The following is a 20,621-nucleotide window of genomic DNA, read 5'->3' on the forward strand; positions in this document are numbered from 1 at the left end:
TTTCGAAGAATCAAAGAGTTATAGGTTTTTAATGTCTGGCATGGCATTTGCCTTACTATTCACTCGAGTTTTTCCGCTTTGTGCGCTGGCACAGGGGGAAGCAACCGCTTAGGACCAAAATCGGCCCAAGAAAATACGGAGAGATCCAAATGTCAGAGACTCTGAAACTGATTCAAGAAAGTGAAGCGAAGTGGGTAGACCTGCGTTTCACCGATACCAAAGGTAAAGAACAGCACGTCACCATTCCCGTCACCGAAGTGGACGAGGACTTTTTTGAAGACGGTAAGATGTTTGACGGCTCCTCCATCGCCGGGTGGAAGGGGATCAATGAGTCCGACATGATTCTGATGCCTGATGATTCCGCTTCCGTGCTGGATCCCTTCACCGAAGACACCACCGTCATCGTTCGCTGCGACATCGTCGAGCCCGCCACCGGCCAGGGTTACGAGCGTGATCCCCGTTCCGTGGCGCGTCGTGCCGAAGAGTATATGAAGTCTCTGAACGTGGGTGACACCGCCCTGTTCGGCCCTGAACCCGAGTTTTTCGTTTTTGACGACGTCAAGTGGCACGCCGACATAAGCGGCTGCGGCTACGCCATCTCCTCCGACGAGGCGGCCTGGGCGTCCAACCACAGCTTTGAAGGTGGCAACATCGGTCACCGTCCGGGCGTCAAGGGCGGTTACTTCCCGGTTCCCCCGGTCGACTCCCTGCACGACCTGCGTGCCGCCATGTGTGACGCCATGAGCGCCATGGGCCTCACCGTCGAGGTACACCACCACGAAGTGGGCACCGCCGGCCAGTGTGAAATCGGCGTTGGCGCCAACACCATCGTCGAGAAAGCCGACGAAGTGCAGATCCTCAAGTACTGCGTCCACAACGTGGCCCACGCCTACGGCAAGACCGCGACCTTCATGCCCAAACCGCTGGTCGGTGACAACGGCTCCGGTATGCACGTACACATGTCCATCTCCAAGGACGGCCAGAACCTGTTCTCCGGTGACGGCTACGGCGGCCTGAGCGATATGGCGCTGCACGCCATCGGCGGTGTGATCAAGCACGCCCGTGCTATCAACGCCTTCGCCAATGGCTCCACCAACTCCTACAAGCGCCTGGTGCCGGGTTTCGAAGCGCCGGTTATGCTGGCTTACTCCGCCCGTAACCGTTCCGCGTCTATCCGTATTCCCTACGTCAGCAACCCCAAGGCCCGTCGCGTAGAGTTCCGTTTCCCGGACCCCTCCGCCAACCCCTACCTGTGTTTCGCGGCACTGCTGATGGCGGCCCTGGATGGCATCAAGAACAAGATCCACCCCGGTGACCCTGCCGACAAGGATCTCTACGACCTGCCCGCCGAGGAAGCGCTGCAAATCCCCACCGTGGCCGAAAACTTCAGCCAGGCCCTGGCCGCGCTGGATGAAGACCGCGAGTTCCTGACTGCCGGCGGTGTCTTCACCGACGATATGATCGATGCCTATATCGCCCTGAAGAAAGAAGAAGTGGAAGTGCTGAGCATGACCACGCATCCGGTCGAGTTCGACATGTACTACAGCGTCTAAGCCAAGCCGCTGGAAGAGAAAGCCTCCCTCGGGAGGCTTTTTTTTGCCTACAGGGATGTAGGCATGCCGCGGAGGCAGGGCGCCGGTAGCGGTATCCGGGACGCCGCAGCACGATGGCGCACGCTCTTGGCTGTGCTCTAAAATGGTGCGAGGCCCTGAGGCACACTACTCCCTCTCTCTTTATGTATTCCGGTTAAAGCCTTTAAAAACAGACGTATAAATTTTCAGCTCTAATGGTTTGCTTTTTGCATTGATTTAATGATCGCAAAGGGATGGGATTCAATATGGTGCAGAAGCTTTACAAACAGCTGTTGGATAACCTTTCCAGCGCTGTGCTGCTTCTCGACCGCGACCGCTGCCTGCGCTACATCAATCCGGCGGGGGAGATGCTGTTCGAGATCAGTGCCAAGCGGGTCGAGGGGGAGAACATCGTCGGCTTGGTGAGGGATCACGCCGGCTTTTACCAAATTATCGATGACGCCGTCAGCGCAGGTCATGCCTTTACCCGGCGTGAAGCGCAGCTTCAGCTTCACAGCGGTCGTGAGCTGGTGGCCGATTACAGCGTGACGCCCCTGGCGGCAGACCAGGGGGGCTACCTGCTGCTGGAAATTCAGCCCCGGGATCGCCTGATGCGTATCAGCCGCGAGGAGGATGCCCGCGCCCAGCAACAGACCACGCGGGAGCTGATTCGCGGGCTCGCCCATGAGATCAAAAACCCGCTGGGGGGGATTCGCGGCGCCGCCCAGCTGCTGGACCGGGCGTTGCCCGATGCCAGTCTCAGCGACTACACCCAGGTAATCATCGGTGAGGCCGATCGGCTGCAGAACCTGGTGGACCGGATGCTGGGGCCGCGCACCATGCCCAAGATTCAGCCCCTCAATATCCACCTGATCCTGGAACGCATCTACAGCCTGATCAGTGCCGAGACCGACGGCAAGCTGGAGGTTATCCGCGATTACGACCCCAGTATTCCCGATGTGGAGGGGGACGAGGAGCAGTTGATTCAGGCCTTTCTCAACGTGGTGCGCAATGCCGTGCAGGCGCTCACCGAAGGCGATGTTGAAGCGCCGCGGGTGATTCTCAGAACCCGGGCGATTCGCCAGTTTACCCTCGGTACAGAGCGCCACCGGCTGGTCTGCCAGATTGCCATTATCGATAACGGACCCGGAATTCCCGAGGCGCTCAAAGAGATTCTCTTTTACCCGATGATCAGTGGCCGCGCCGAAGGCACGGGGCTTGGGTTGTCCATTGCCCAGTCGGTGATCAACCAGCACAGCGGCCTTATCGAGTGCCAGAGCGAGCCCGGCTGTACCGAGTTCCTGATCTACCTACCCTTGGAGCAGAAGCATGCGAACGGAAACTAAGGTCTGGATCGTCGATGACGACCGCTCGATTCGCTGGGTGCTGGAGAAAGCGCTGGAGCAGGAGGGGGTTGTCACCCGCGCCTTTGAAAGCGGCGACGCCGCCCTTCGCGCCCTGGAGTCCGCCCAGCCCGATACCCTGATCAGCGATATCCGCATGCCCGGTATCGACGGTTTGCAGCTGCTCGATACCGTCCAGGTACGTTATCCCCAGCTGCCGGTGATTATCATGACGGCCCACTCGGACCTCGACAGCGCGGTGGCCTCCTATCGGGGAGGGGCCTTTGAATACCTGCCCAAACCTTTTGATGTGGACGAGGCGGTTTCCCTGGTCAAGCGGGCCGTGGCGCACGCGCGGGAAAACCAGGTGGAGTCCGAGGCCGCGGGGCTGCAGGAGAGCACCGAGATTATCGGTGAAGCGCCGGCGATGCAGGAGGTGTTTCGTGCCATTGGCCGCCTCTCCCAGTCCAACATCACGGTGCTGATCAACGGTGAATCGGGCACCGGCAAAGAGCTGGTGGCCCACGCGCTGCACGTGCACAGCCCGCGCGCGCGCGCGCCCTTCATTCCATTGAACATGGCGGCCATTCCCAAGGATCTGATCGAATCGGAGCTGTTCGGCCATGAGAAGGGGGCGTTCACTGGCGCCGGCGGCCAGCGCAAGGGGCGCTTTGAGCAGGCGGACGGCGGCACCCTGTTTCTCGACGAGATCGGCGACATGCCCGCCGAGACCCAGACCCGGCTGCTGCGGGTGCTGGCGGACGGTGAATTCTACCGGGTGGGGGGGCACACCCCGATCAAGGTGGACGTGCGGATCATTGCCGCCACCCACCAGAACCTGGAGATGCTGGTCAAGGAAGGGCGCTTTCGCGAGGACCTGTTTCACCGCCTTAACGTGATCCGTATTCACATTCCCCGGCTGCGTGAGCGGCGCGAGGATATTCCCCGGCTGTCCCAGCACTTTCTCAACTGCGCCGCGGAAGAGCTGTCGGTGGAGCCCAAGGTGCTCACCCCCGAGGCGGAAAATTACCTGAGCAAGCTGCAGTGGCCGGGGAACGTGCGCCAGCTCGAAAATGCCTGTCGCTGGATCACGGTTATGGCTTCCGGGCGCGAGGTGCTGGTGGATGACCTGCCGCCGGAACTGCTGGCCGAGGAGCAGGCGCAGGTGCCGGTTGGAAGCTGGGAAGAGGGGCTGCGGTTGTGGGCCGACCAGGAGCTGGGCCGCGGTCAGCAGGACCTGCTGGGGGCGGCGGTGCCGGTGTTTGAGCGGATTATGATCGAAAGCGCCCTGAAGCACACCGGTGGGCGGCGCCGGGACGCGGCGCAGCTGCTGGGCTGGGGCCGGAATACGCTCACCCGGAAGATCAAGGAGTTGGGGATGGAAACCGGTGCCCGGGGGGAAGAGGGCAGCGTATAATATGCGGCTTCAAGAGGTTCTCCCATGCTGCATATCGTGCTCTACCAACCTGAAATTCCTCCCAATACCGGCAACATTATCCGTCTGTGTGCGAACACCGGGTTCCAGCTGCACCTGATCGAGCCCCTGGGGTTCGAACTGGACGAAAAGCGGGTGCGGCGCGCCGGCCTGGACTACCACGAGCTGGCTCAAGTGTCGCGCCATGACAGCCTGGAGCACTTTGTCGCCGAGGTGCAGCCGCGGCGGCTCTACGCCCTGACCACCAAGGCACAACGTTCCTACAGCGATGCCCGCTTCGAGGCGGGCGATGCCCTTCTGTTCGGTCCCGAAACGCGGGGGCTGCCTGCGGCGGTGCGTGATGCCCTGCCTGGCGAGCAGCGGTTGCGTTTGCCCATGTGCCCGGGCAGCCGCAGCATGAATCTCTCCAACGCAGTGGCGGTGATGGTCTACGAAGCCTGGCGGCAGCTGGGATTTTCCGGAGGGGAGTAAGGGGAAGGGAAGCGGCGGGCGCCGCTTCCCGGGGAGATCAGTGGGTCTCCTGGGGCGCCTCTTCCTGCGCCTGCTTTCGCATCTGCTCGGCGAACAGGGCTTCGAAGTTCACCGGCGACAGTTGCAGCGGAGGGAAGCTGCCCTTGAGGGCCAGGTTGTCCACGGCTTCGCGTCCGTACGGGAAGAGGATGGTGGGGCAGAACGCGCCCAGGGTGTGTTGCAGCTGGGGGCCCTCGATGCCCTTGAGCTGGAACAGGCCGGCCTGCTGCACCTCGATCAGGTAGGCGGTCTCGCCGCCGTTCTTGACGGTGACGGTCAGGGTCAGGGTCACCTCGTAGAGCTCTTCGCTCAGCGGCCGGGTGCGGCTGTTGATCTCCAGATTGACGTCGGGCTTCCACTCCTGGGTGAAGGCTTTGGGGGCGCCGGGGCTCTCAAAGGAGGCGTCCTTCAGGTAGAGACGCTGGATCGAAAATTGCGGTTGTGGCTTCTCACCGCCGGCGGTGTTCTCTTGCTCGGCCATTGCTGTGTCCTTAAATGTCAGTGTGTCAGTCGGGCTGGTTCAGAAGGCTGTCCAGACGGCCCTGGCGCTCCAGGGCGTAGAGCTCGTCACAGCCTCCCACGTGGATGTCGTTGATGAAGATCTGCGGCACCGTGTGGGCGCCGCCGCTGCGGCTCATCATTTCGCTGCGGCGCTTGGGCTCCAGGTCTACCCGGATCTCCTCATACGCCTGCTGCTTCTGCTCGAGCAGGGCCTTGGCGCGCACGCAGAACGGGCAGTACGCGGTGCCGTAGAGGGTTATCTTGGCCATGGTGCGCCGCTCCTCCTGTTTACTTTCTCACCACCGGCAGGTTCTGGGCTTTCCACTCGGTCATCCCGCCCCGCAGGCGCTGTACGTTTTCAAACTGGGCGTCGTTCAGCTTCTTGACTGCGCCGGAGGCGGTCTGGCCCAGGTTGCAGACCACGATCACCGGCTTGGACTTGTGTTTGTTCAGCTCACCGATGCGCTTGTCCAGATCGGCGTAGGGGATGTTGATGGCGCTGACGATGTGGCCGGTCTGAAACTCTTTCTTCTGGCGAATATCCAGTACCACCGCGTCTTCCTTGTTGATCAGGCGTGTCGCGTCGTGGGTGGAGAGTGACTTACCGCCTTTGCGCGACTCGGTGAAGATCAGCATGGCGAGGGTGGCGAGCAGCGCCAGCACGAGATACCAGTGGTTGCTGGCGAATTCAAGCAGTTGGTCCATGTAGCGGTTTCCGATACTAAAAATCAGTGACTTCCCCGGTAGCCCGGGGCGGCGAAAGCCGAAGTATACCCGTTCGGGAAGGGGGTGGCCATGCAGGGCCGGGCGGCTACCGAGCGGGATTTACTCCTCCCGAAAGTACTGCGCAGCTGACCGAGAGGCTGGCGATTAAAAATTAATTACGATCAATCAAAAACCAATACTAGATAGTCATTTAGCATTTATAATGCTTAAATTATGCACATATACGGCAAAGGAAAGGGGGAGGCTTAGGGTGCAGGAGCGGGAGCTGCGGTTGCTGTTCAAGGCGGGTTGTTTCAAAGCGTGCCGTGCTATTCCGATATCCATGGCCAAGGGCTGGAGTCTGAAATTTGTCACCGAGGACGAACGGGAGGAGGTGCTGACGCTGCAGCGGGCACCTCGTGAACGGGAATTCAAGAGCCTGGACGGCGCGGTTTCCGTTGCCCGGCGCATCGGTTTCGACTGGGTCCGGGTCGAAATCGGGACCTTGCAATGGCGCGAGAAGGCCTGAGCCGATGAGGGTATGTAGGCGACGACTGCTCTGCGGGTGGCTGGTACTGTGCGGTTGGGTACTGTCGGCCAGTGCCATGGCCACCGTGGAGGAGGCGGTCGAGGTGCTGGCACGGGGTGAGGTCTTGAGCGAGGCCCAGCGCTCAGAGCTGGAGGCAGATGCCGACGGGCTTTTCCTGCTGGGTTGGCTGCACCAACAGGGGCGCTACGGGGTGGAGGGGGACGCGAGCCGGGCGCAGGACTATTTTCTCCGCGCCGCCGCCGCAGGCAGCGCGGACGTTCTCTATTACTGCTGGCAGCGCTGCTTGCCGAGTTCCGAGGCGCTTGAGCGGCAGGTTGCCGCCGCGGCCTCTCGCGACCACCCGGCGGCTCTCTACCTGCACGCTCAGGCGCTGAGCGCGCAGGGGCGTCAGGCTCAGGCCGATGACGCCTTGCTGGCGGCGGCCCGGCTGCGCTTTGCCCCGGCCCTCGAGCAGCTCTACGTCGAGCACTTTTTAGACTGGTCTGCCCAGCGTCGTGATTACGCGGACGCCGAGGCCAAACTCAGGCGCTGCGCTGACGAGGGTTTGGTGGTCTGTTACTACCTTCTGGGCTCATTTTTCGAGCGCCACCGGCATCACGATGAAGCCCTGGAGGCATATCAGGTGCTCGCCCTGGCGGACCCTGAGCTCTTTCAGCGCTATCTCTTTGCAGATCAGTTGCAGGTGCTTGCCGAGCGCCAGCCCCTCAAAACCATGAGTCTGGTGCGGGCCCGTGCGGCAATGGAGCTGATCCGGCACCCGGCCACCGAATTTGACCGGTTAGCGCGGTTTCAATTCTGTGCTGATGAAGCCAGCTACACCTGCGCGGTCCGGCTTTCGGCTGCTGACCCGGCCTGCCTGCCGCCCCTGCTTGAGCTGGCTGCGCGCCAAGCTTTCCGGGCTTCGCCCGGCTACGGGGCCTGCCTAGCGAAGGGGAACACAACGGAGTAAAATCCTCGGGCATTAAACAGCCTTGGCTGACCCTTGTTATTGCCAGCACGATTATTGCCAGCACGGGAGTTCCCATCACCATGCCCAATCCCCGCACCCCGACCGCCCTGATTCTCCTCGACGGCTGGGGCGTCAACGAAGACCCTACCCACAATGCCATTCACGCCGCACGCACCCCCACCTGGGACCGGATCTGGGCCCAGTGCCCCCACGCCAAGGTAGCGACCTCGGGGCTGGCCGTCGGCTTGCCCGAGGGGCAGATGGGGAACTCGGAAGTGGGGCACATGAACATCGGCGCCGGCCGCACCGTCTACCAGAACTTTACCCGCATCACCAAGGCGATCGAGGACGGCAGCTTTTACCAGAATGAGGTGCTGGTGACGGTTATCGACAAGGCCATTGCCGCCGGAAAGTCCGTGCATGTGCTGGGCCTGCTCTCCCCCGGCGGGGTGCATAGCCACGAGCAGCACCTGCAGGCGCTGTGCGAGCTGGCGGAGCAGCGGGGTGCCGCAAACATCTACGTCCATGCTTTTCTCGACGGCCGCGACATGCCGCCGCGCAGCGCCGAGCCCTCCATCGCCGCCATGGAAGCCAAACTTGAGGCTCTTGGCAAGGGGGCTATCGCCACCGTCACCGGGCGTTATTACGCCATGGACCGGGACAACCGCTGGGAGCGGGTGCAGCTGGCCTACGATGCCATGACCCTGGGGCAGGCGCCCTGCACTGCGGGCAGTGCCGCCGCAGCGCTGGCGGCGGCTTACGAGCGGGACGAGAACGACGAGTTTGTTCAGGCTACCGTGATTCTCGACGATCAGGGGCAGCCGCGCGGCATTATCGGTGATGGCGATGCGGTGATCTGCGCCAACTTCCGCCCTGACCGGGCCCGCGAAATTACCCGCGCCTTTGTCGACAGGGAGTTTGACGGCTTTGCCCGTCAGGCCCAGCCCCGGCTGGCCGGTTACGTGATGATGACCGAGTACGCCGCGGACATCGACACCCCCTGTGCCTTCCCGCCGGAGCCGATCCGTAACGGGCTGGGCGAATACATGGCAGAGCTGGGCCGCAAGCAGCTGCGCATCGCTGAAACGGAAAAATACGCCCATGTCACCTTCTTCTTCAACGGGGGCCGGGAAGAGCCGTATCCCGGTGAGGACCGGGTGCTGGTGCCGTCACCGCAGGTGGCCACCTACGACCTGCAGCCGGAGATGAGCGCACCCGAAGTGACCGCCAAACTGGTGGGGGCGATTGCCGAAGGGGGCTACGACCTGATCGTCTGCAACTACGCCAACCCCGACATGGTGGGCCACACCGGCAACTTCGAGGCGGCGGTCGAGGCGGTGGAGGCGGTGGATACCTGCCTGGGACGGGTGCTGGAGGCGTTGCAGGCGGCCGGCGGCCAGGCCCTGATTTCAGCCGACCACGGAAACGTGGAGCTGATGAGCGATCCGACCACCGGGCAGGCTCATACCGCACACACCCTGTGGCCCGTGGGACTGGTGTACGTGGGTGAGCGGTCGCTCACCCTGGAAGACGGCTCATTGGCAGATCTGGCGCCCACCCTGCTGGACCTGATGGACCTTCCGGCACCGGCGGAGATGACCGGCCGTTCGCTGGCTCGTTAGGCTTGGCGCGCACAGCGAAAGCATCGAGGTTCGCGCGGCGTCACCGCGGGGCGCTGCTGGCGCTGATGGCCCTGCTGGCGGGCCCCTTGGCCTGGGGCGCGGCGGACAGCGAGCAGACCCAGCGCCAGATCCAGGCTTTGAAAAAGGACATTCACGCCCTTGAGCAACGCCTCGCCAAGGCGCGGGGCGAGAAGAAGGGGCTGCAGGCGGCGCTGAGCCGGGCGGAAAAGGAGGCCGGCAAAACCGCGGGTCAGGTGGAGAAGAGCCGGGCGGCGATCGCCGCGACCCGCAAGGAGATGGCCGCGCTTCAGTCCCGCCGGGAGGGCTTGCTGAAGGCCCGCGAAATCCAGCAGCAGACGCTGGCAACCCAACTCCGGGCCGCCTTCCACACCGGCCGGCAGAACCGCATCAAGTTGCTGCTGAATCAGGAGGACCCACACCGGGTCACCCGCATGCTGACCTATTACGAGTACCTGGGGCGGGCTAGGCTGCAGGCGATCGAGGAGTACGAGGCGACCCTGGCGGGACTGAACCAGGTGGAGTCCGATCTGGAGGCGCGGCAGCTGCAGTTAGAGGGGGAGCTGGCGCAGCTGCAGCAGCGTTCGGCGAGCCTGCAGGCGCAACGCAAGCAGCGCGAGCAGGCGCTGGCGGCGCTGCAGCGGGACATGCGGGGTGACCAGACGCGCCTGGGGCAGCTTAAAGCCAACAGTGAACGGCTGCAGAACGTGCTCGAGGAGCTGCGGCGTGCCCTGGATCTCAACGAATTGCAGCTGGATGATAAGACCTTCGTCCAGCGTAAGGGGGCGCTTGCCTGGCCCGCGCAGGGGCCGGTGGCCGAGCACTTCGGAGCCCGCAATAGCCTGGGGGTCAAGGCCGATGGCATGCTGATCGCGGCCAAGGCGGGCAGTCCGGTGCGGGCGGTTCACCATGGCCGCGTGGTCTTCGCCGACTGGCTGCGCGGCTTCGGCCTGCTCTTGATTGTGGACCACGGCGGTGGCTATATGACACTGTATGGACATAATCAGACCTTGCTTAAAGAAGTCGGTGACTGGGTCCAGCCCGGTGAAACCATCGCCAGCGTCGGTGACAGCGGCGGTCGTGCCAAAGCCGGACTCTATTTCGCCCTGCGCCACGAGGGTAAGCCCCGTAACCCTGCCCCCTGGCTCAATCGAAGCCGAGGGTGACCGAAAGAAGGATCGTTGATGAAGGTGTTAAACAAACTGCTTCCCGTGCTCGGCCTCAGCCTCTGCCTGGGGGCCCCCGCGGTAACCGCCCAGGAGGCGCAGAGTGAGGCGCCACTGCCGCTGGAGTCGCTGCGCACCTTTACCGAGGTGTTCGAGCGTATCAAAGCCGCCTACGTGGAGCCGGTGGAGGACCAGACACTGCTGGAGAACGCCATCAAGGGCATGCTCGGCGGTCTCGACCCCCACTCGGCCTACCTCGACCCCCATGCGTTCAAAGACCTGCAGGTCAATACCAGCGGCGAGTTCGGCGGCCTGGGCATCGAGGTGGGGATGGAAGACGGTTTCGTTCGGGTGGTTGCGCCCATTGACGATACCCCCGCGCAGCGGGCGGGCATTCAGCCCGGGGACATGATCATCAAGCTCGATGACCAGGCGGTCCAGGGCATGGGGCTGATGGATGCGGTCAAGTTGATGCGCGGCAAGCCCGGCACCGATATCACCCTTACCATCATGCGCGAGGGCGAGACCCAGCCGATTGAAATCGTGGTGACCCGTGCGGTGATCAAGGTGGCCAGCGTTAAGGGCCGGCTGCTGAACGGCGACTACGGCTACCTGCGGATTTCCCAGTTCCAGTCCCACACCGGGGCCGATGTAAGAAAAACCATCGCTGACCTGGCCGAGCAGACCGATTTGCAGGGGCTGGTGCTGGACCTGCGCAACAACCCCGGTGGGGTGCTGCAGGCGGCGGTGGAAGTCAGCGACGCCTTTCTCGACCAGGACGCGCTGATCGTCTACACCGAGGGACGGCTCAAGCAGGCCGAGCTGCGCTACAGCGCCGCCGAGGAGGACCTCACCGGCGGACTGCCGCTGGTGGTGCTGATCAATGCCGGCTCGGCTTCGGCCTCGGAAATCGTGGCCGGCGCCCTGCAGGATCACCAGCGCGCCATCATCATGGGCACGCCCAGCTTCGGCAAGGGCTCGGTGCAGACGGTGCTGCCGCTCAACAACGAGCGCGCCCTGAAACTGACCACCGCCCGCTACTACACCCCCGAGGGGCGCTCCATCCAGGCGGAGGGCATCGTGCCGGATATTCGGGTCGACCCCTCCAAGGTGACCCGGGTTGAGCCTGCGCACCAGCGGGTCAAGGAGGCGAATCTGCAGGGCCATCTTTCCAACGGCAACGCCAAGGAGGCGGCCGTTGAGGAAGCCGCCCCGGCGGCAAGCGAGGAGGAGCAGGAAATTCTGCAGGCGGATTACCAGCTCAACGAGGCGCTGAACCTGCTCAAGGGGCTGGTCATCTTCAGCCAAGGGCGTGCCGGCGGCGGATGAAAGCGGCTTTACTGACAGTCCTTATTGCTTGGGCGCTGCTCGGGCCACGGGCCGAGGCCGGGCCCGGCGGCTCGGTGGAGCAGCCGGCCATTGTCATTGTCATCGATGATATGGGGGATAACCTGGCCCGTGGTGAAGCGGCCGTTTCCCTGCCGGGCCCTGTGACCTTCGCCATCCTGCCTCACAGTCCCTTCGGCACGCGGCTGGCGAACCAGGCCAGTGCCAGCGGTAAGGATGTGATCCTTCACGCCCCGATGGAGAATCGTCGTGACCGCCCCCTGGGCCCCGGTGGCCTGACCCGGGACCTCTCTCCCGAGGCCTTCCTTCACACCCTGCAGCGTGACCTCGATGCCGTGCCCCAGGCGCTGGGGCTCAACAACCACATGGGCAGCCTGCTCACCACGCTGGAACCGCAGATGGCGTGGGTGATGGAGGAGCTGGCGCGACGGGGGCTGTTCTTCCTCGACAGCCGCACCGCCGCCGACAGCGTCGCCTGGCGCGTCGCTCGCGACCGCGGTATCCCCTACCTGCAACGGGACGTATTCCTGGACCACGAGCAGACCCCCGCGTTCGTTCACCGCCAGTTTCTGCGAACCATCGAAATCGCCAGGGAGCATGGCGTGGCGATCGCCATCGGGCATCCCTATCCGGTGACGGTCGGTTACCTGAAGCGGGCGTTGCCGCTGCTGGACGAGATGGGTATTCGCCTGGTGTCGGCTTCCGCGCTGTTGATGGAGCAGCAAGAAAAGGCCCGCTTGGCGGCCTATTACCGACGCCAGCAGGCGCGGGCGGTGGCTTTCAAACCAGACTGAGGCAACGCTGCCGCCACCGGCTAAGCCTAACGCCCAGCGCGGCACCGGTCAGCCGGCAGCGTTGTTCGGAGCGCTTTTCTGCTCTCCTATTCCTTCATTTTCGTCACCTTTCCCCTGCGCTTTGTCGCCCTGGCTGACGTGGATCAATGCGCGCCTATCGCTTCCTGTAGCATTTTGTCGGCTATTAAAACGATCGTTTGAATGATACGTTTGGCCGCGGTTGTTACACCACCCTCAATGGAATGTTTTTAGCCCAGTGGGCTACAGGAGTTTTGAATGCGAAAGTGCCACCCCTCGTTGATGGTTTCTCTGCTAATGGCCACCGCCGCGTTGCCGGTGAAGGCCGTGCCCGAGCAGGCGGCCGACGCCCGCATGTATGGCCAGGGGGCGCCCTTTACCCTGGATCAGCTGCCGGCGGGGCCGCTTCGCGCCTCGCTGGAGGCGCTGCCGGCCCAGGCCAAAGCGCGGGCCATCGACTGGCTGCACGGATTTGCTTTTCCAGCCGAGGACGCGGGGTATCTGCGGGCGGATGCCCAGGGGGCCATCCTTTATGCCGACGCTTACCAGCCCGAGCCGGCGGCGCAGGCGATCGGCATCCCTGAGCCGGTGAGCGCGGTGGATCCGAACACCGCGTTTATGCTGCACAGCAAGCCCGGCGCCAGCAAAACCCTCTACCTCGACTTTGACGGCCACCGGGTCGAAAACACCGCCTGGAACGCCAATGCAGAGCCCAGCTACCAGGCGCGCCCCTTCGACCCCAACGGCACTAACGGCTTCGACGACGACGAGCTGGCGCGGATCGCCGAGATCTGGCACCGGGTTGCCGAAGATCTGGCCCCATTTGATATCGATGTCACCACCGAGGATCCGATTACCTTTGGCCCGCAGACCGGACGCGTGCTCATCACCCATAACACCGACGCGCACGGTCGGGCCATGCCTTACTCCAGCGCTGGCGGAGTGGCCTATGCCAATGTTTGGGGGTTGAACAACTACCCCTATTATTCTCCTGCGCTGGTGTACTACAACAACCTGGGCAATGGTTACGCCCCCTATGTGGCGGAAGCGGCGGCTCACGAGTTCGGCCATAACCTGGGCCTATCCCATGACGGCAGCAGCACGGCCTCCTATTACACCGGCCACGGCGCGGACAGCAGCCTCGTCTCCTGGGCGCCGGTAATGGGGGTGGGGTACTACAAGAATGTCACCCAGTGGAGCAAGGGCGAGTATCCCGGTGCCAACAACACCCAGGATGACCTGGCCATCATCGCCAGCGGCCTGGGGCTGCGCAGCGACGATCACGGCGATGTTCCGGCCAGCGCCACCGCTCTGGTGGCGGACGCGACCGGCCAGGTGGTCTCCAGTAATCCCCAGACCGATGCCTTCAACGATGCCAGCGGCAACAAGGGGGTGATTGAATCCCGGACGGACGTTGACCTGTTCTACGTGGATGTTGGCGCAGGCCCCCTGACCCTGAGCGCCCTGCCTGCCTGGGACGCCTTCTACCGTGGCCAGCGCCGTGGCGCCAACCTGGATCTGGAGCTTGCCCTGTTGGATGAGGGCGGTGTCGTGCTGGCCAAGAGCGATCCAGTGGACAACACCGATGGCACGGTCTCCGCTTCGCTGGCGGCCGGTCGTTACTACCTGCGGGTACGCGGGGTGGGGAACTCCGCGACACCCTATAGCGACTACGCGAGCCTTGGGCAGTACTTTTTCGAAGGCAGCATCACGCTGCCGGGGGGCAGCGCCAGCAACCAGGCACCGACGGCCCGTTTCACCCACGCCTGTACCGCACTGGACTGCAGCTTCAGCGACGCCTCCAGCGACAGCGACGGCAGTATCAGCGCCTGGGGCTGGGATTTTGGTGACGGGACTGCCAGCACCCTGCAAAACCCGTCCCACAGCTTTGCAAGCGCAGGCACCTACGCCGTGACCCTGACCGTGACGGATGACCAGGGCTTGAGCGATACCGTGCAGAGCGCAATCGTGGTGAGCACACCGGATCTGCCGCCGCCCTCCGTCCCGGGCAACCTGATCGCCGCCGACAACGGTGACGGCACCGCAACCCTCGGTTGGGACGCGTCCGCCGAGGCCGACAGCTACGAACTGCTGCGTGAGAAACAGCATAAGAACGGACGCTGGGTGGATAACAGCGTCGTGGCCAGCGGGCTTACCGGCACGGCCTACACCGACCCCAGCGGCGTCGGGACCTACCGTTATCGGGTGCGTGCCGTTAACGCGCAGGGGGGCTCCGACTGGAGCCCCTGGGTTGGCCTTACCGTCACCGGTGGCGCGACCGGCGACAGCAACGCCAAGTGCCACCCGAAAAGGGGCTGCTAGTCGGGCGTTGCGTCCTTTCTGACTGCGCAGTTACCCGTCGCTCACGTTGAAAACCCTGGCCGAGAGGCCGGGGTTTTTCTTTTTCCGGGGCGCATCACAAGGCCCGGTTGAGCAGGGCGGGCTTCTTGGGTAACCAGGGGCCGGGGCCTTTGCCGCTAGCGGTTCGCCAGCTCCTCGGCCGTTTCGGCAAAGGCCTTGGCGGACTTGGCCTTGGCCATGGAGCGGGCGTGATCGAAGGCGCCGGCCGCGGGATTCTCGTGATTGTGCTTGGCACTGTGCAGCAGCATCTCGGCATCATCCCGCAGGGTGTGCGCCAGGGCGCTGTTGGGGCTTCCCTGGGCTGTTTCGAGCGCCTGGGCGGCCGCAGCCAGGGCCTTCTCCGCGGCGGCGATATGCTGGGGGCACTCCCAAGCGTGGCTGTTGGCTCCCAGGGTCATGCCGCCGATCAGGGCCGCGGCCGTGATTATCCTTTTCATCATTCTTGCTCCTTGTTTTTACCGACTGTCGGTGCCGGAAAAGTATAGTCAGGGTTGTCTTCTCCGGAGTCAGGGGGCAGGGGCAGTCAAAGCGGCCACGGATATTCGCCACGCGACTGATCGAAATCATCAAAAAATGTGGTCACGGGTGGAAATTGTGAGTAGTTTGTCCCTGAAGACTGTAAAGACTTTATCGGAAGAGGCGGCGGCTTGCCTTCTGCAGTGGTGACCCGAAAAACATTCATCTGCCTGCTGGTTTTCCTGCTCTTTGGCGGTATTGGCACCTACTGGACCCGGCTGGGTCAGGCGCTCTATACCAACGAGCAGCGTTTCTACATGAGCGAGCTGGTCAACGGTCAGGCTTCTGCCATTGAGCGGCGCCTGACCCGTTCGCTCTCCGCCACCCGCATCCTGGCCCAGGCGGTGCGTCAGAACGGCGGGGCCTTTGCGGGCTTTGATGATTACGCCGCCGAGGTGCTGCGCTCGGTCGACGGTATCTCCAACCTGCAGCTGGCGCCGGGGGGCGTGGTTCGCCATGTCTATCCGCTGGCGGGAAACGAGGCGGTGCTGGGCCATGACATCCTGGCCGATGAGCAGCGCCGCTCCCTGGCGCTGCAGGCCATCGAGGAGCGCCGGCTGACCCTGGCCGGTCCCCTTAACCTGATCCAGGGCGGGGTGGGTCTGATCGGTCGTAACCCGGTGTTCCTGAGCGGCCCCGACGGGGAGACGTTCTGGGGCTTTGCCTCGGCCCTGGTCTCGCTGCGAGACCTGCTCCGGGTCACCGAGCTGGATCCCGAAGGGCGCAAGGGATACAGCTACGAACTGAGTCGAAACAACCCAACATCCGGGGAAAGGGAAGTGTTTTCCCGTTCCTCCACGCCCCTCACCAAAGACAGCTACGCGGTGGATCTGGAGGTGCCGGGCGCCACCTGGCAACTGGTCATGAGCCGGTCCACGCCGACACCGAAGTGGCGCTCGACCACCGGTTATATCGCCAGCCTGTTGGCCGGGCTGCTGACCGCCTGGGTGGCCTACATTCTGCTGCGCCAGCCCGAGCGGCTGCGGCAAATCGTCAAGGAAAAGACCTATGCCCTGGAGCGGCTCGCATTTCATGACCATCTCACCGAGCTGGCCAACCGCCGGCAGTTGAGCGAGCAGCTGGACCGGGTGGTGCGCGAGCACGAGCGCTATCGTCAGCCGGCGGCGCTGATGTACCTGGACCTGGATGACTTCAAGCGGGTCAACGACACCCAGGGCCACGACGCCGGCGATGCGCTCCTGCGAAAGATCGCCGAGCGCCTGAGGGGCTGTGTGCGCACCAGCGACCTGGTGGCCCGTCTGGGTGGCGACGAATTCGGGATTCTGCTGCTGGACGCCGAGTCGGTGCGTGACGTCAGCCGTATTGCCGAGAAGCTGATTGAAACCGTTGAGCGCCCCGTGGTGCTGGGCAGCCGTGCGGTGAACGTCTCCACCTCCGTCGGGATCACCCTGTTTCCCGCCGACGGCGACAGCGTCGCGGCCATCATGAGTAACGCCGACATGGCGATGTACGCGGCGAAGAAAGCCGGTAAGCGCAACTTCAGCTTCTATGACCGCGGCTTGCAGGCCGAGGCCCTGGCCCGCATGCAACTTGAAGAAGATCTGAACGAGGCCATCGCCCGGGAAGAGTTCGTGCTGCACTACCAGCCGATCATCGACCTGAAAAGCGGCGAGACCCGTGGCTACGAGGCCCTGATCCGGTGGCAGCACCCCCGGGACGGTCTGCTCTATCCGGATCGCTTTATCTGCCTCGCCGAGGAGACCGGCAAGATCACCCAGATCGGTTACTGGGTGATCCGCGAGGCCTGCCGCCAGTTAAAGGCGAGTGATGTTGCTCGGGAGGGGCGTTTTGGAATTGCCATCAACCTTTCGCCCAAGCAGTTCAAGGACCCGCTGTTGCTCGACAACATTCGGCGCATTGTCGAGGACGCCGGTATCGAGGCACGGCGCCTGGAGATCGAAGTCACCGAATCCTGCGTGATGGAGAATGTTGACGAGGCTGTCGCTACCTTGCGCCAGCTTCGGGAGATCGGGGTCTCGGCGGCGATCGATGACTTCGGCACCGGCTACTCGTCCTTGGCCCTGCTGAAACAGCTCCCCGTGGAACGGCTCAAGATTGATAAGAGCTTTGTCCAGGATCTGGAAACGGATCCCAGCGACAAGAAAATCGTCCAGGCGTTGATCTCCATGTCCCACAAACTGCAACTCAAGGTGGTGGCCGAGGGGATCGAGACCTCCGAGCAGCGGCGTTTGCTCAAGGGGTATGGCTGCGACCTGGGACAGGGCTTTCTGATCAGTCGGCCGGCTCCCTGGCCGGTCCAGATCAAGGCGCGGAAGGCCTCCTCGTAACCCTCACCGGGGCCGCTCCCGGGTCTACACTGATCGATGCGGCCTGGGCTCGGTTGTCGCTGTGGGCGGGCCCTGGCCCCTGATTTCAGCTGCGAACTTTCCGAGACTGCCGTGAGCGAACCAAGCAGGCCCTGGTGGGCTTTCCCCGCGCTGATCAGCCTGTGTGGCGTCAGCGGCGCCGAGCCCTTCCCGGCCGAAACCGCCTTGCGCCTGGGTGTTGGTGTCAGCCAGCATGAATTCGACTGGTCGATCGCCGGTAACCTGGCCGGCAGCGACCCCAATATTCTTTCGGAGTTGATTTGGCGGGATGTTCAGATGGTCGAGCTGGAGGCGGGGTTGCGGCTCAATCTGGGCAAGGCCGTTGAGAAGCCTCCGTTTTTTGTTCTTATCGAGGGCTGCTACGGCTGGATTTATGACGGGGATAACCGGGACAGCGACTTCCTGGCGGACAACCGGGAGCAGGAGTTCCTGCGTACTGAAAATCGCGCCGATGATGGCGCCTCCTGGCACCTGAGCCTGGCGCTGGGGGTCGATTTCCTGCCCTTGCCGCGGCTGCGGCTGTCCCCTTACCTGGGCTACGGTTACCGGGAGCTGGCGTTGGTTATTACCGACGGCAACCAGACCCTCAACACCTTGGGCGAGGAGCTGGGCCCCTTCGCGGGGTTGGACAGTACCTATGATGCAACGTGGCGCGGGCCTTTCCTGGGAATCGGCGCCGTTTTCGCCTACTCCGAGCGCTGGCAGTGGTTCGCTGAAGCCCGCTATTCCTGGGATGATGACTACTCGGCCACCGCCGACTGGAACCTGAGGCCTGATTTTGCCCATCCCGAGAGCTTTGTACAGGATACCCGCGGCAGCGGCCTCGGCCTGGAGCTGGGAGCGGCTTACCGGCTGGCCGGTGATGACCCGGCACGGCTCAGGCTTACCCTCAGCCGCCAGCGCTGGCGCGGTGCGCCGGGGCTGGATACGGTGTTTTTTGCCGATGGCGGGGTGACCCGCACGCGGCTCAATGGCGTCGACTGGAGCCGCACCGCTCTGGTGGTGAGCTACCAGCGCAGCTTTTAGGGGCAGGCCGGTAAGGGCAGGGGGAAGCGGGATGGCAACTGGGATCGTAAGCGGCATGGCGACCAAGGGGGCAGCCTGGCTGGGGCTTCTTCTCGGTCTCCTTCTGCTGGCCGGTTGCAGCAGCGTCTCGGTCCTGGTGGATTACGACGAGGGGGCCGCTTTCGACGGTTTTGAACGTTATGTCTGGTTGGCTCCGGAGGTGGGCGAGGGGGCCGCGCGGATCTACAACAGCCCGTTGGCGGTGCGGCGGGTGCAGGAGGCGGTGGAAGCGATCCTGCAGGCCCGCGGGCTGCGGCCCGGCAGCGGGCAGGCAGGCCTCGGCGTTCAGCTTCACTTGCAGCTCGAACCACGCACGGAGCTGCAGGGGTACGAGAGCTTCGTGGGGCTGGGTGGCTGCCTGGGATGCAGCCAACTCGGCGGCAGCGTGCACTGGACGGCCCGGGATTACCGGGCGCTGGTCCTGACCCTGGACCTGGTGAAGCTGCCCGAGCAGGCGTTGATCTGGCGGGGGGTGGGGGAGCGGCGCGCAGACGGTTTTTCCGACCCGGCCGGTTACCGCCGCTTTACCGAAAAAATGGTGGGGGCGATTTTGGAACGGTTGCCGCCCCAATTGGGGCGCCCGGTGGAAGGCGCCCCCTGAGGCCTTAGCACCGGGCTACAGGCTGAAGCCGTCGCTGGAGGAGGGGACCTTCATCTCCGGAATGTTGGAGCGTTGTTTGGCCGCGGCCTTGCCGGCGGTGGCGGGTGTGTCGCCGCGCAGGGCTTCGATCAGCTCGTGCTTGTTCTGCGCCATGAACAGGCACAGGTCGCCCCGCTCGCTCTCCCCCAGCTTGAAGCCCAGGTCCTTCTTGCTAAGGATGCCGTCTAGCCGGGTGGCGGTGTCGAAGATCAGATCCCATTTTTCGGCATCCTTGGGATCGGTGATCCGCATCTTCTCCTTGCCGTTTATCTCGTATATGAAAACGGTCTTGCGTTGAAAATTCATCTCGGTACTCCAACTGGTTCGGGCGGTTCGCGATGCAGGGAGTATAGCCCCAAGGGGCTAAACGACCGTTTGACTAAAATCAGCCTGAGGTTAAATGCTGCCAGGATTCCTTGATCAAGCCCCGCACCTGTTGGGTCAGTCCCTCGGTGGGGCGACCGGCGGCGCGCAGGCGCTCGGCAACGCTGGTGGAAACGGTTGGGTCGTAGTGCCGCGAATCTCCCGCCAGGCGATAAAACCGGTTGACCTGTTCGGTGCCGGCGGCGGCATCGCTCTCTACCATCAGCATAGCCTGTGCCAGAACGGCATTTTTAATCCCCTTTGCCCGGGCGGCGATCAGGCGCTGGGCGGTGCCGGTCACCTTCAGCCCATCGATGTTGAGATTGTAACGCCCGTCGCAGTAAGCACCGGCGACCGCCCCGTATTGGGTCTTCAGGCCCAGGGCCGACAGGGCGCCGCGCAGTGGCTCGCACAGGGCCTGGTACGCCTGGTCGAGGTCGTAGCGGCCATCGCGGTGCTGGGCAAACACGAGGCTGAAGTGGAGAATGCCGGGCCCGTGGGGCACCGCGGTACCGCCGCTTTCCCGCACGATGACCGGCCAGCCCTCGTCGGCCAGCAGGCGACAGGCGGCTTCGAATTGGGGCAGGCGGGTTTCGCGGCGGGTGACCACCAGGCAACGCGGGTTCTCCCAGAGCCGGGCCACGGCTGTCCCTTCGCCCCGGGCCAGCGCCTGAACCAGCTGGGTATCGCGGGCAAGGGCCGCCCCCGGCGCCTCGCCGAGGGGCTCCTCTATCCAGCGCCAGGGGCGGTGGTGGGTGAAAAACGGGTCGAGGGACATGGGCGTAACGAGCCTGGCCGC

Annotated in this window: 20 protein-coding genes; 14 read left to right on the forward strand and 6 right to left on the reverse strand. The window is 63.7% G+C overall.

Annotation, left to right across the window (positions count from 1 at the left end; translation table 11 throughout):
* The first annotated feature begins 149 nt into the window (after positions 1-149).
* The 4 genes from glnA (at position 150) to trmL (ending at position 4,820) form a co-directional block, all read left to right on the forward strand.
* Positions 150-1,553, forward strand: a complete 1,404-nt coding sequence (glnA, locus tag JGZ97_RS01530) for a glutamate--ammonia ligase (protein ID WP_207060830.1) — start codon at positions 150-152, stop codon at positions 1,551-1,553.
* A gap of 284 nt (positions 1,554-1,837) precedes the next feature.
* The gene (gene glnL / locus JGZ97_RS01535) at positions 1,838-2,917 is read left to right on the forward strand and encodes a nitrogen regulation protein NR(II) (protein WP_207060831.1); all 1,080 of its coding nucleotides are present in this window, start codon (positions 1,838-1,840) and stop codon (positions 2,915-2,917) included.
* Positions 2,901-4,331: a nitrogen regulation protein NR(I) gene (glnG, locus tag JGZ97_RS01540; RefSeq protein WP_207060832.1), complete on the forward strand. Its 1,431-nt coding sequence runs from the start codon at positions 2,901-2,903 to the stop codon at positions 4,329-4,331. Before glnL ends, glnG begins: the two co-directional genes overlap by 17 nt.
* Before the next feature lie 24 nt (positions 4,332-4,355).
* Positions 4,356-4,820, forward strand: coding sequence for a tRNA (uridine(34)/cytosine(34)/5-carboxymethylaminomethyluridine(34)-2'-O)-methyltransferase TrmL (trmL, locus tag JGZ97_RS01545; protein WP_207060833.1), 465 nt, complete (start codon positions 4,356-4,358; stop codon positions 4,818-4,820).
* A gap of 37 nt (positions 4,821-4,857) precedes the next feature.
* On the opposite strand, the gene secB is transcribed toward trmL, so the two are convergent.
* The 3 genes from secB to JGZ97_RS01560 are packed head-to-tail and all read right to left on the reverse strand — an operon-like array spanning position 4,858 to position 6,065.
* Positions 4,858-5,340, reverse strand: coding sequence for a protein-export chaperone SecB (gene secB, locus JGZ97_RS01550; RefSeq protein ID WP_207060834.1), 483 nt, complete (start codon positions 5,338-5,340; stop codon positions 4,858-4,860).
* A gap of 25 nt (positions 5,341-5,365) precedes the next feature.
* The gene (gene grxC / locus JGZ97_RS01555) at positions 5,366-5,629 is read right to left on the reverse strand and encodes a glutaredoxin 3 (protein ID WP_207060835.1); all 264 of its coding nucleotides are present in this window, start codon (positions 5,627-5,629) and stop codon (positions 5,366-5,368) included.
* Positions 5,630-5,648: 19 nt separating this feature from the next.
* Positions 5,649-6,065, reverse strand: a complete 417-nt coding sequence (locus tag JGZ97_RS01560; protein ID WP_207060836.1) for a rhodanese-like domain-containing protein — start codon at positions 6,063-6,065, stop codon at positions 5,649-5,651.
* 271 nt (positions 6,066-6,336) lie between these two features.
* Here JGZ97_RS01560 and JGZ97_RS01565 point away from each other — a divergent pair, with 271 nt between their 5' ends.
* From JGZ97_RS01565 to JGZ97_RS01595, 7 genes are all read left to right on the forward strand, one after another.
* A complete protein-coding gene (locus JGZ97_RS01565; protein WP_207060837.1) occupies positions 6,337-6,594 on the forward strand; it encodes a hypothetical protein in 258 nt (85 codons plus the stop codon).
* Positions 6,595-6,598: 4 nt separating this feature from the next.
* Positions 6,599-7,564: a hypothetical protein gene (locus tag JGZ97_RS01570; RefSeq protein ID WP_207060838.1), complete on the forward strand. Its 966-nt coding sequence runs from the start codon at positions 6,599-6,601 to the stop codon at positions 7,562-7,564.
* 80 nt (positions 7,565-7,644) lie between these two features.
* A complete protein-coding gene (gene gpmI, locus JGZ97_RS01575) occupies positions 7,645-9,186 on the forward strand; it encodes a 2,3-bisphosphoglycerate-independent phosphoglycerate mutase (protein WP_207060839.1) in 1,542 nt (513 codons plus the stop codon).
* Positions 9,187-9,251: 65 nt separating this feature from the next.
* The gene (locus JGZ97_RS01580; RefSeq protein WP_207060840.1) at positions 9,252-10,370 is read left to right on the forward strand and encodes a murein hydrolase activator EnvC; all 1,119 of its coding nucleotides are present in this window, start codon (positions 9,252-9,254) and stop codon (positions 10,368-10,370) included.
* A gap of 18 nt (positions 10,371-10,388) precedes the next feature.
* A complete protein-coding gene (locus tag JGZ97_RS01585; protein WP_207060841.1) occupies positions 10,389-11,699 on the forward strand; it encodes a S41 family peptidase in 1,311 nt (436 codons plus the stop codon).
* On the forward strand, positions 11,696-12,511 hold the full coding sequence (locus JGZ97_RS01590) for a divergent polysaccharide deacetylase family protein (RefSeq protein WP_207060842.1): 816 nt from the start codon (positions 11,696-11,698) through the stop codon (positions 12,509-12,511). Before JGZ97_RS01585 ends, JGZ97_RS01590 begins: the two co-directional genes overlap by 4 nt.
* A 276-nt stretch (positions 12,512-12,787) precedes the next feature.
* Positions 12,788-14,851, forward strand: a complete 2,064-nt coding sequence (locus tag JGZ97_RS01595) for a PKD domain-containing protein (protein WP_207060843.1) — start codon at positions 12,788-12,790, stop codon at positions 14,849-14,851.
* 155 nt (positions 14,852-15,006) lie between these two features.
* Here the strand turns inward: JGZ97_RS01595 and JGZ97_RS01600 are convergent, their stop codons facing one another.
* Complete coding sequence (locus JGZ97_RS01600; RefSeq protein ID WP_207060844.1) at positions 15,007-15,327, reverse strand: hypothetical protein; 321 nt, start codon at positions 15,325-15,327, stop codon at positions 15,007-15,009.
* 210 nt (positions 15,328-15,537) lie between these two features.
* Between JGZ97_RS01600 and JGZ97_RS01605 the strand changes: the two genes are divergently transcribed.
* The 3 genes from JGZ97_RS01605 to JGZ97_RS01615 all read left to right on the forward strand — a co-directional run bounded on the left by JGZ97_RS01605 (position 15,538) and on the right by JGZ97_RS01615 (position 19,420).
* On the forward strand, positions 15,538-17,715 hold the full coding sequence (locus JGZ97_RS01605; protein WP_207060845.1) for a bifunctional diguanylate cyclase/phosphodiesterase: 2,178 nt from the start codon (positions 15,538-15,540) through the stop codon (positions 17,713-17,715).
* Between the two features lie 111 nt (positions 17,716-17,826).
* Positions 17,827-18,780, forward strand: a complete 954-nt coding sequence (locus JGZ97_RS01610; RefSeq protein WP_207060846.1) for an autotransporter outer membrane beta-barrel domain-containing protein — start codon at positions 17,827-17,829, stop codon at positions 18,778-18,780.
* Between the two features lie 31 nt (positions 18,781-18,811).
* The gene (locus tag JGZ97_RS01615) at positions 18,812-19,420 is read left to right on the forward strand and encodes a DUF4136 domain-containing protein (RefSeq protein ID WP_207060847.1); all 609 of its coding nucleotides are present in this window, start codon (positions 18,812-18,814) and stop codon (positions 19,418-19,420) included.
* Between the two features lie 15 nt (positions 19,421-19,435).
* Here the strand turns inward: JGZ97_RS01615 and JGZ97_RS01620 are convergent, their stop codons facing one another.
* Both JGZ97_RS01620 and JGZ97_RS01625 read right to left on the reverse strand, forming a co-directional pair.
* Positions 19,436-19,765: a YebG family protein gene (locus JGZ97_RS01620; protein WP_207060848.1), complete on the reverse strand. Its 330-nt coding sequence runs from the start codon at positions 19,763-19,765 to the stop codon at positions 19,436-19,438.
* Positions 19,766-19,844: 79 nt separating this feature from the next.
* Positions 19,845-20,600, reverse strand: a complete 756-nt coding sequence (locus JGZ97_RS01625; protein ID WP_207060849.1) for a hypothetical protein — start codon at positions 20,598-20,600, stop codon at positions 19,845-19,847.
* Positions 20,601-20,621 lie beyond the last annotated feature (21 nt).

This window comes from Motiliproteus sp. SC1-56, from assembly GCF_017309075.1.
GTDB lineage: Bacteria > Pseudomonadota > Gammaproteobacteria > Pseudomonadales > Balneatricaceae > Motiliproteus.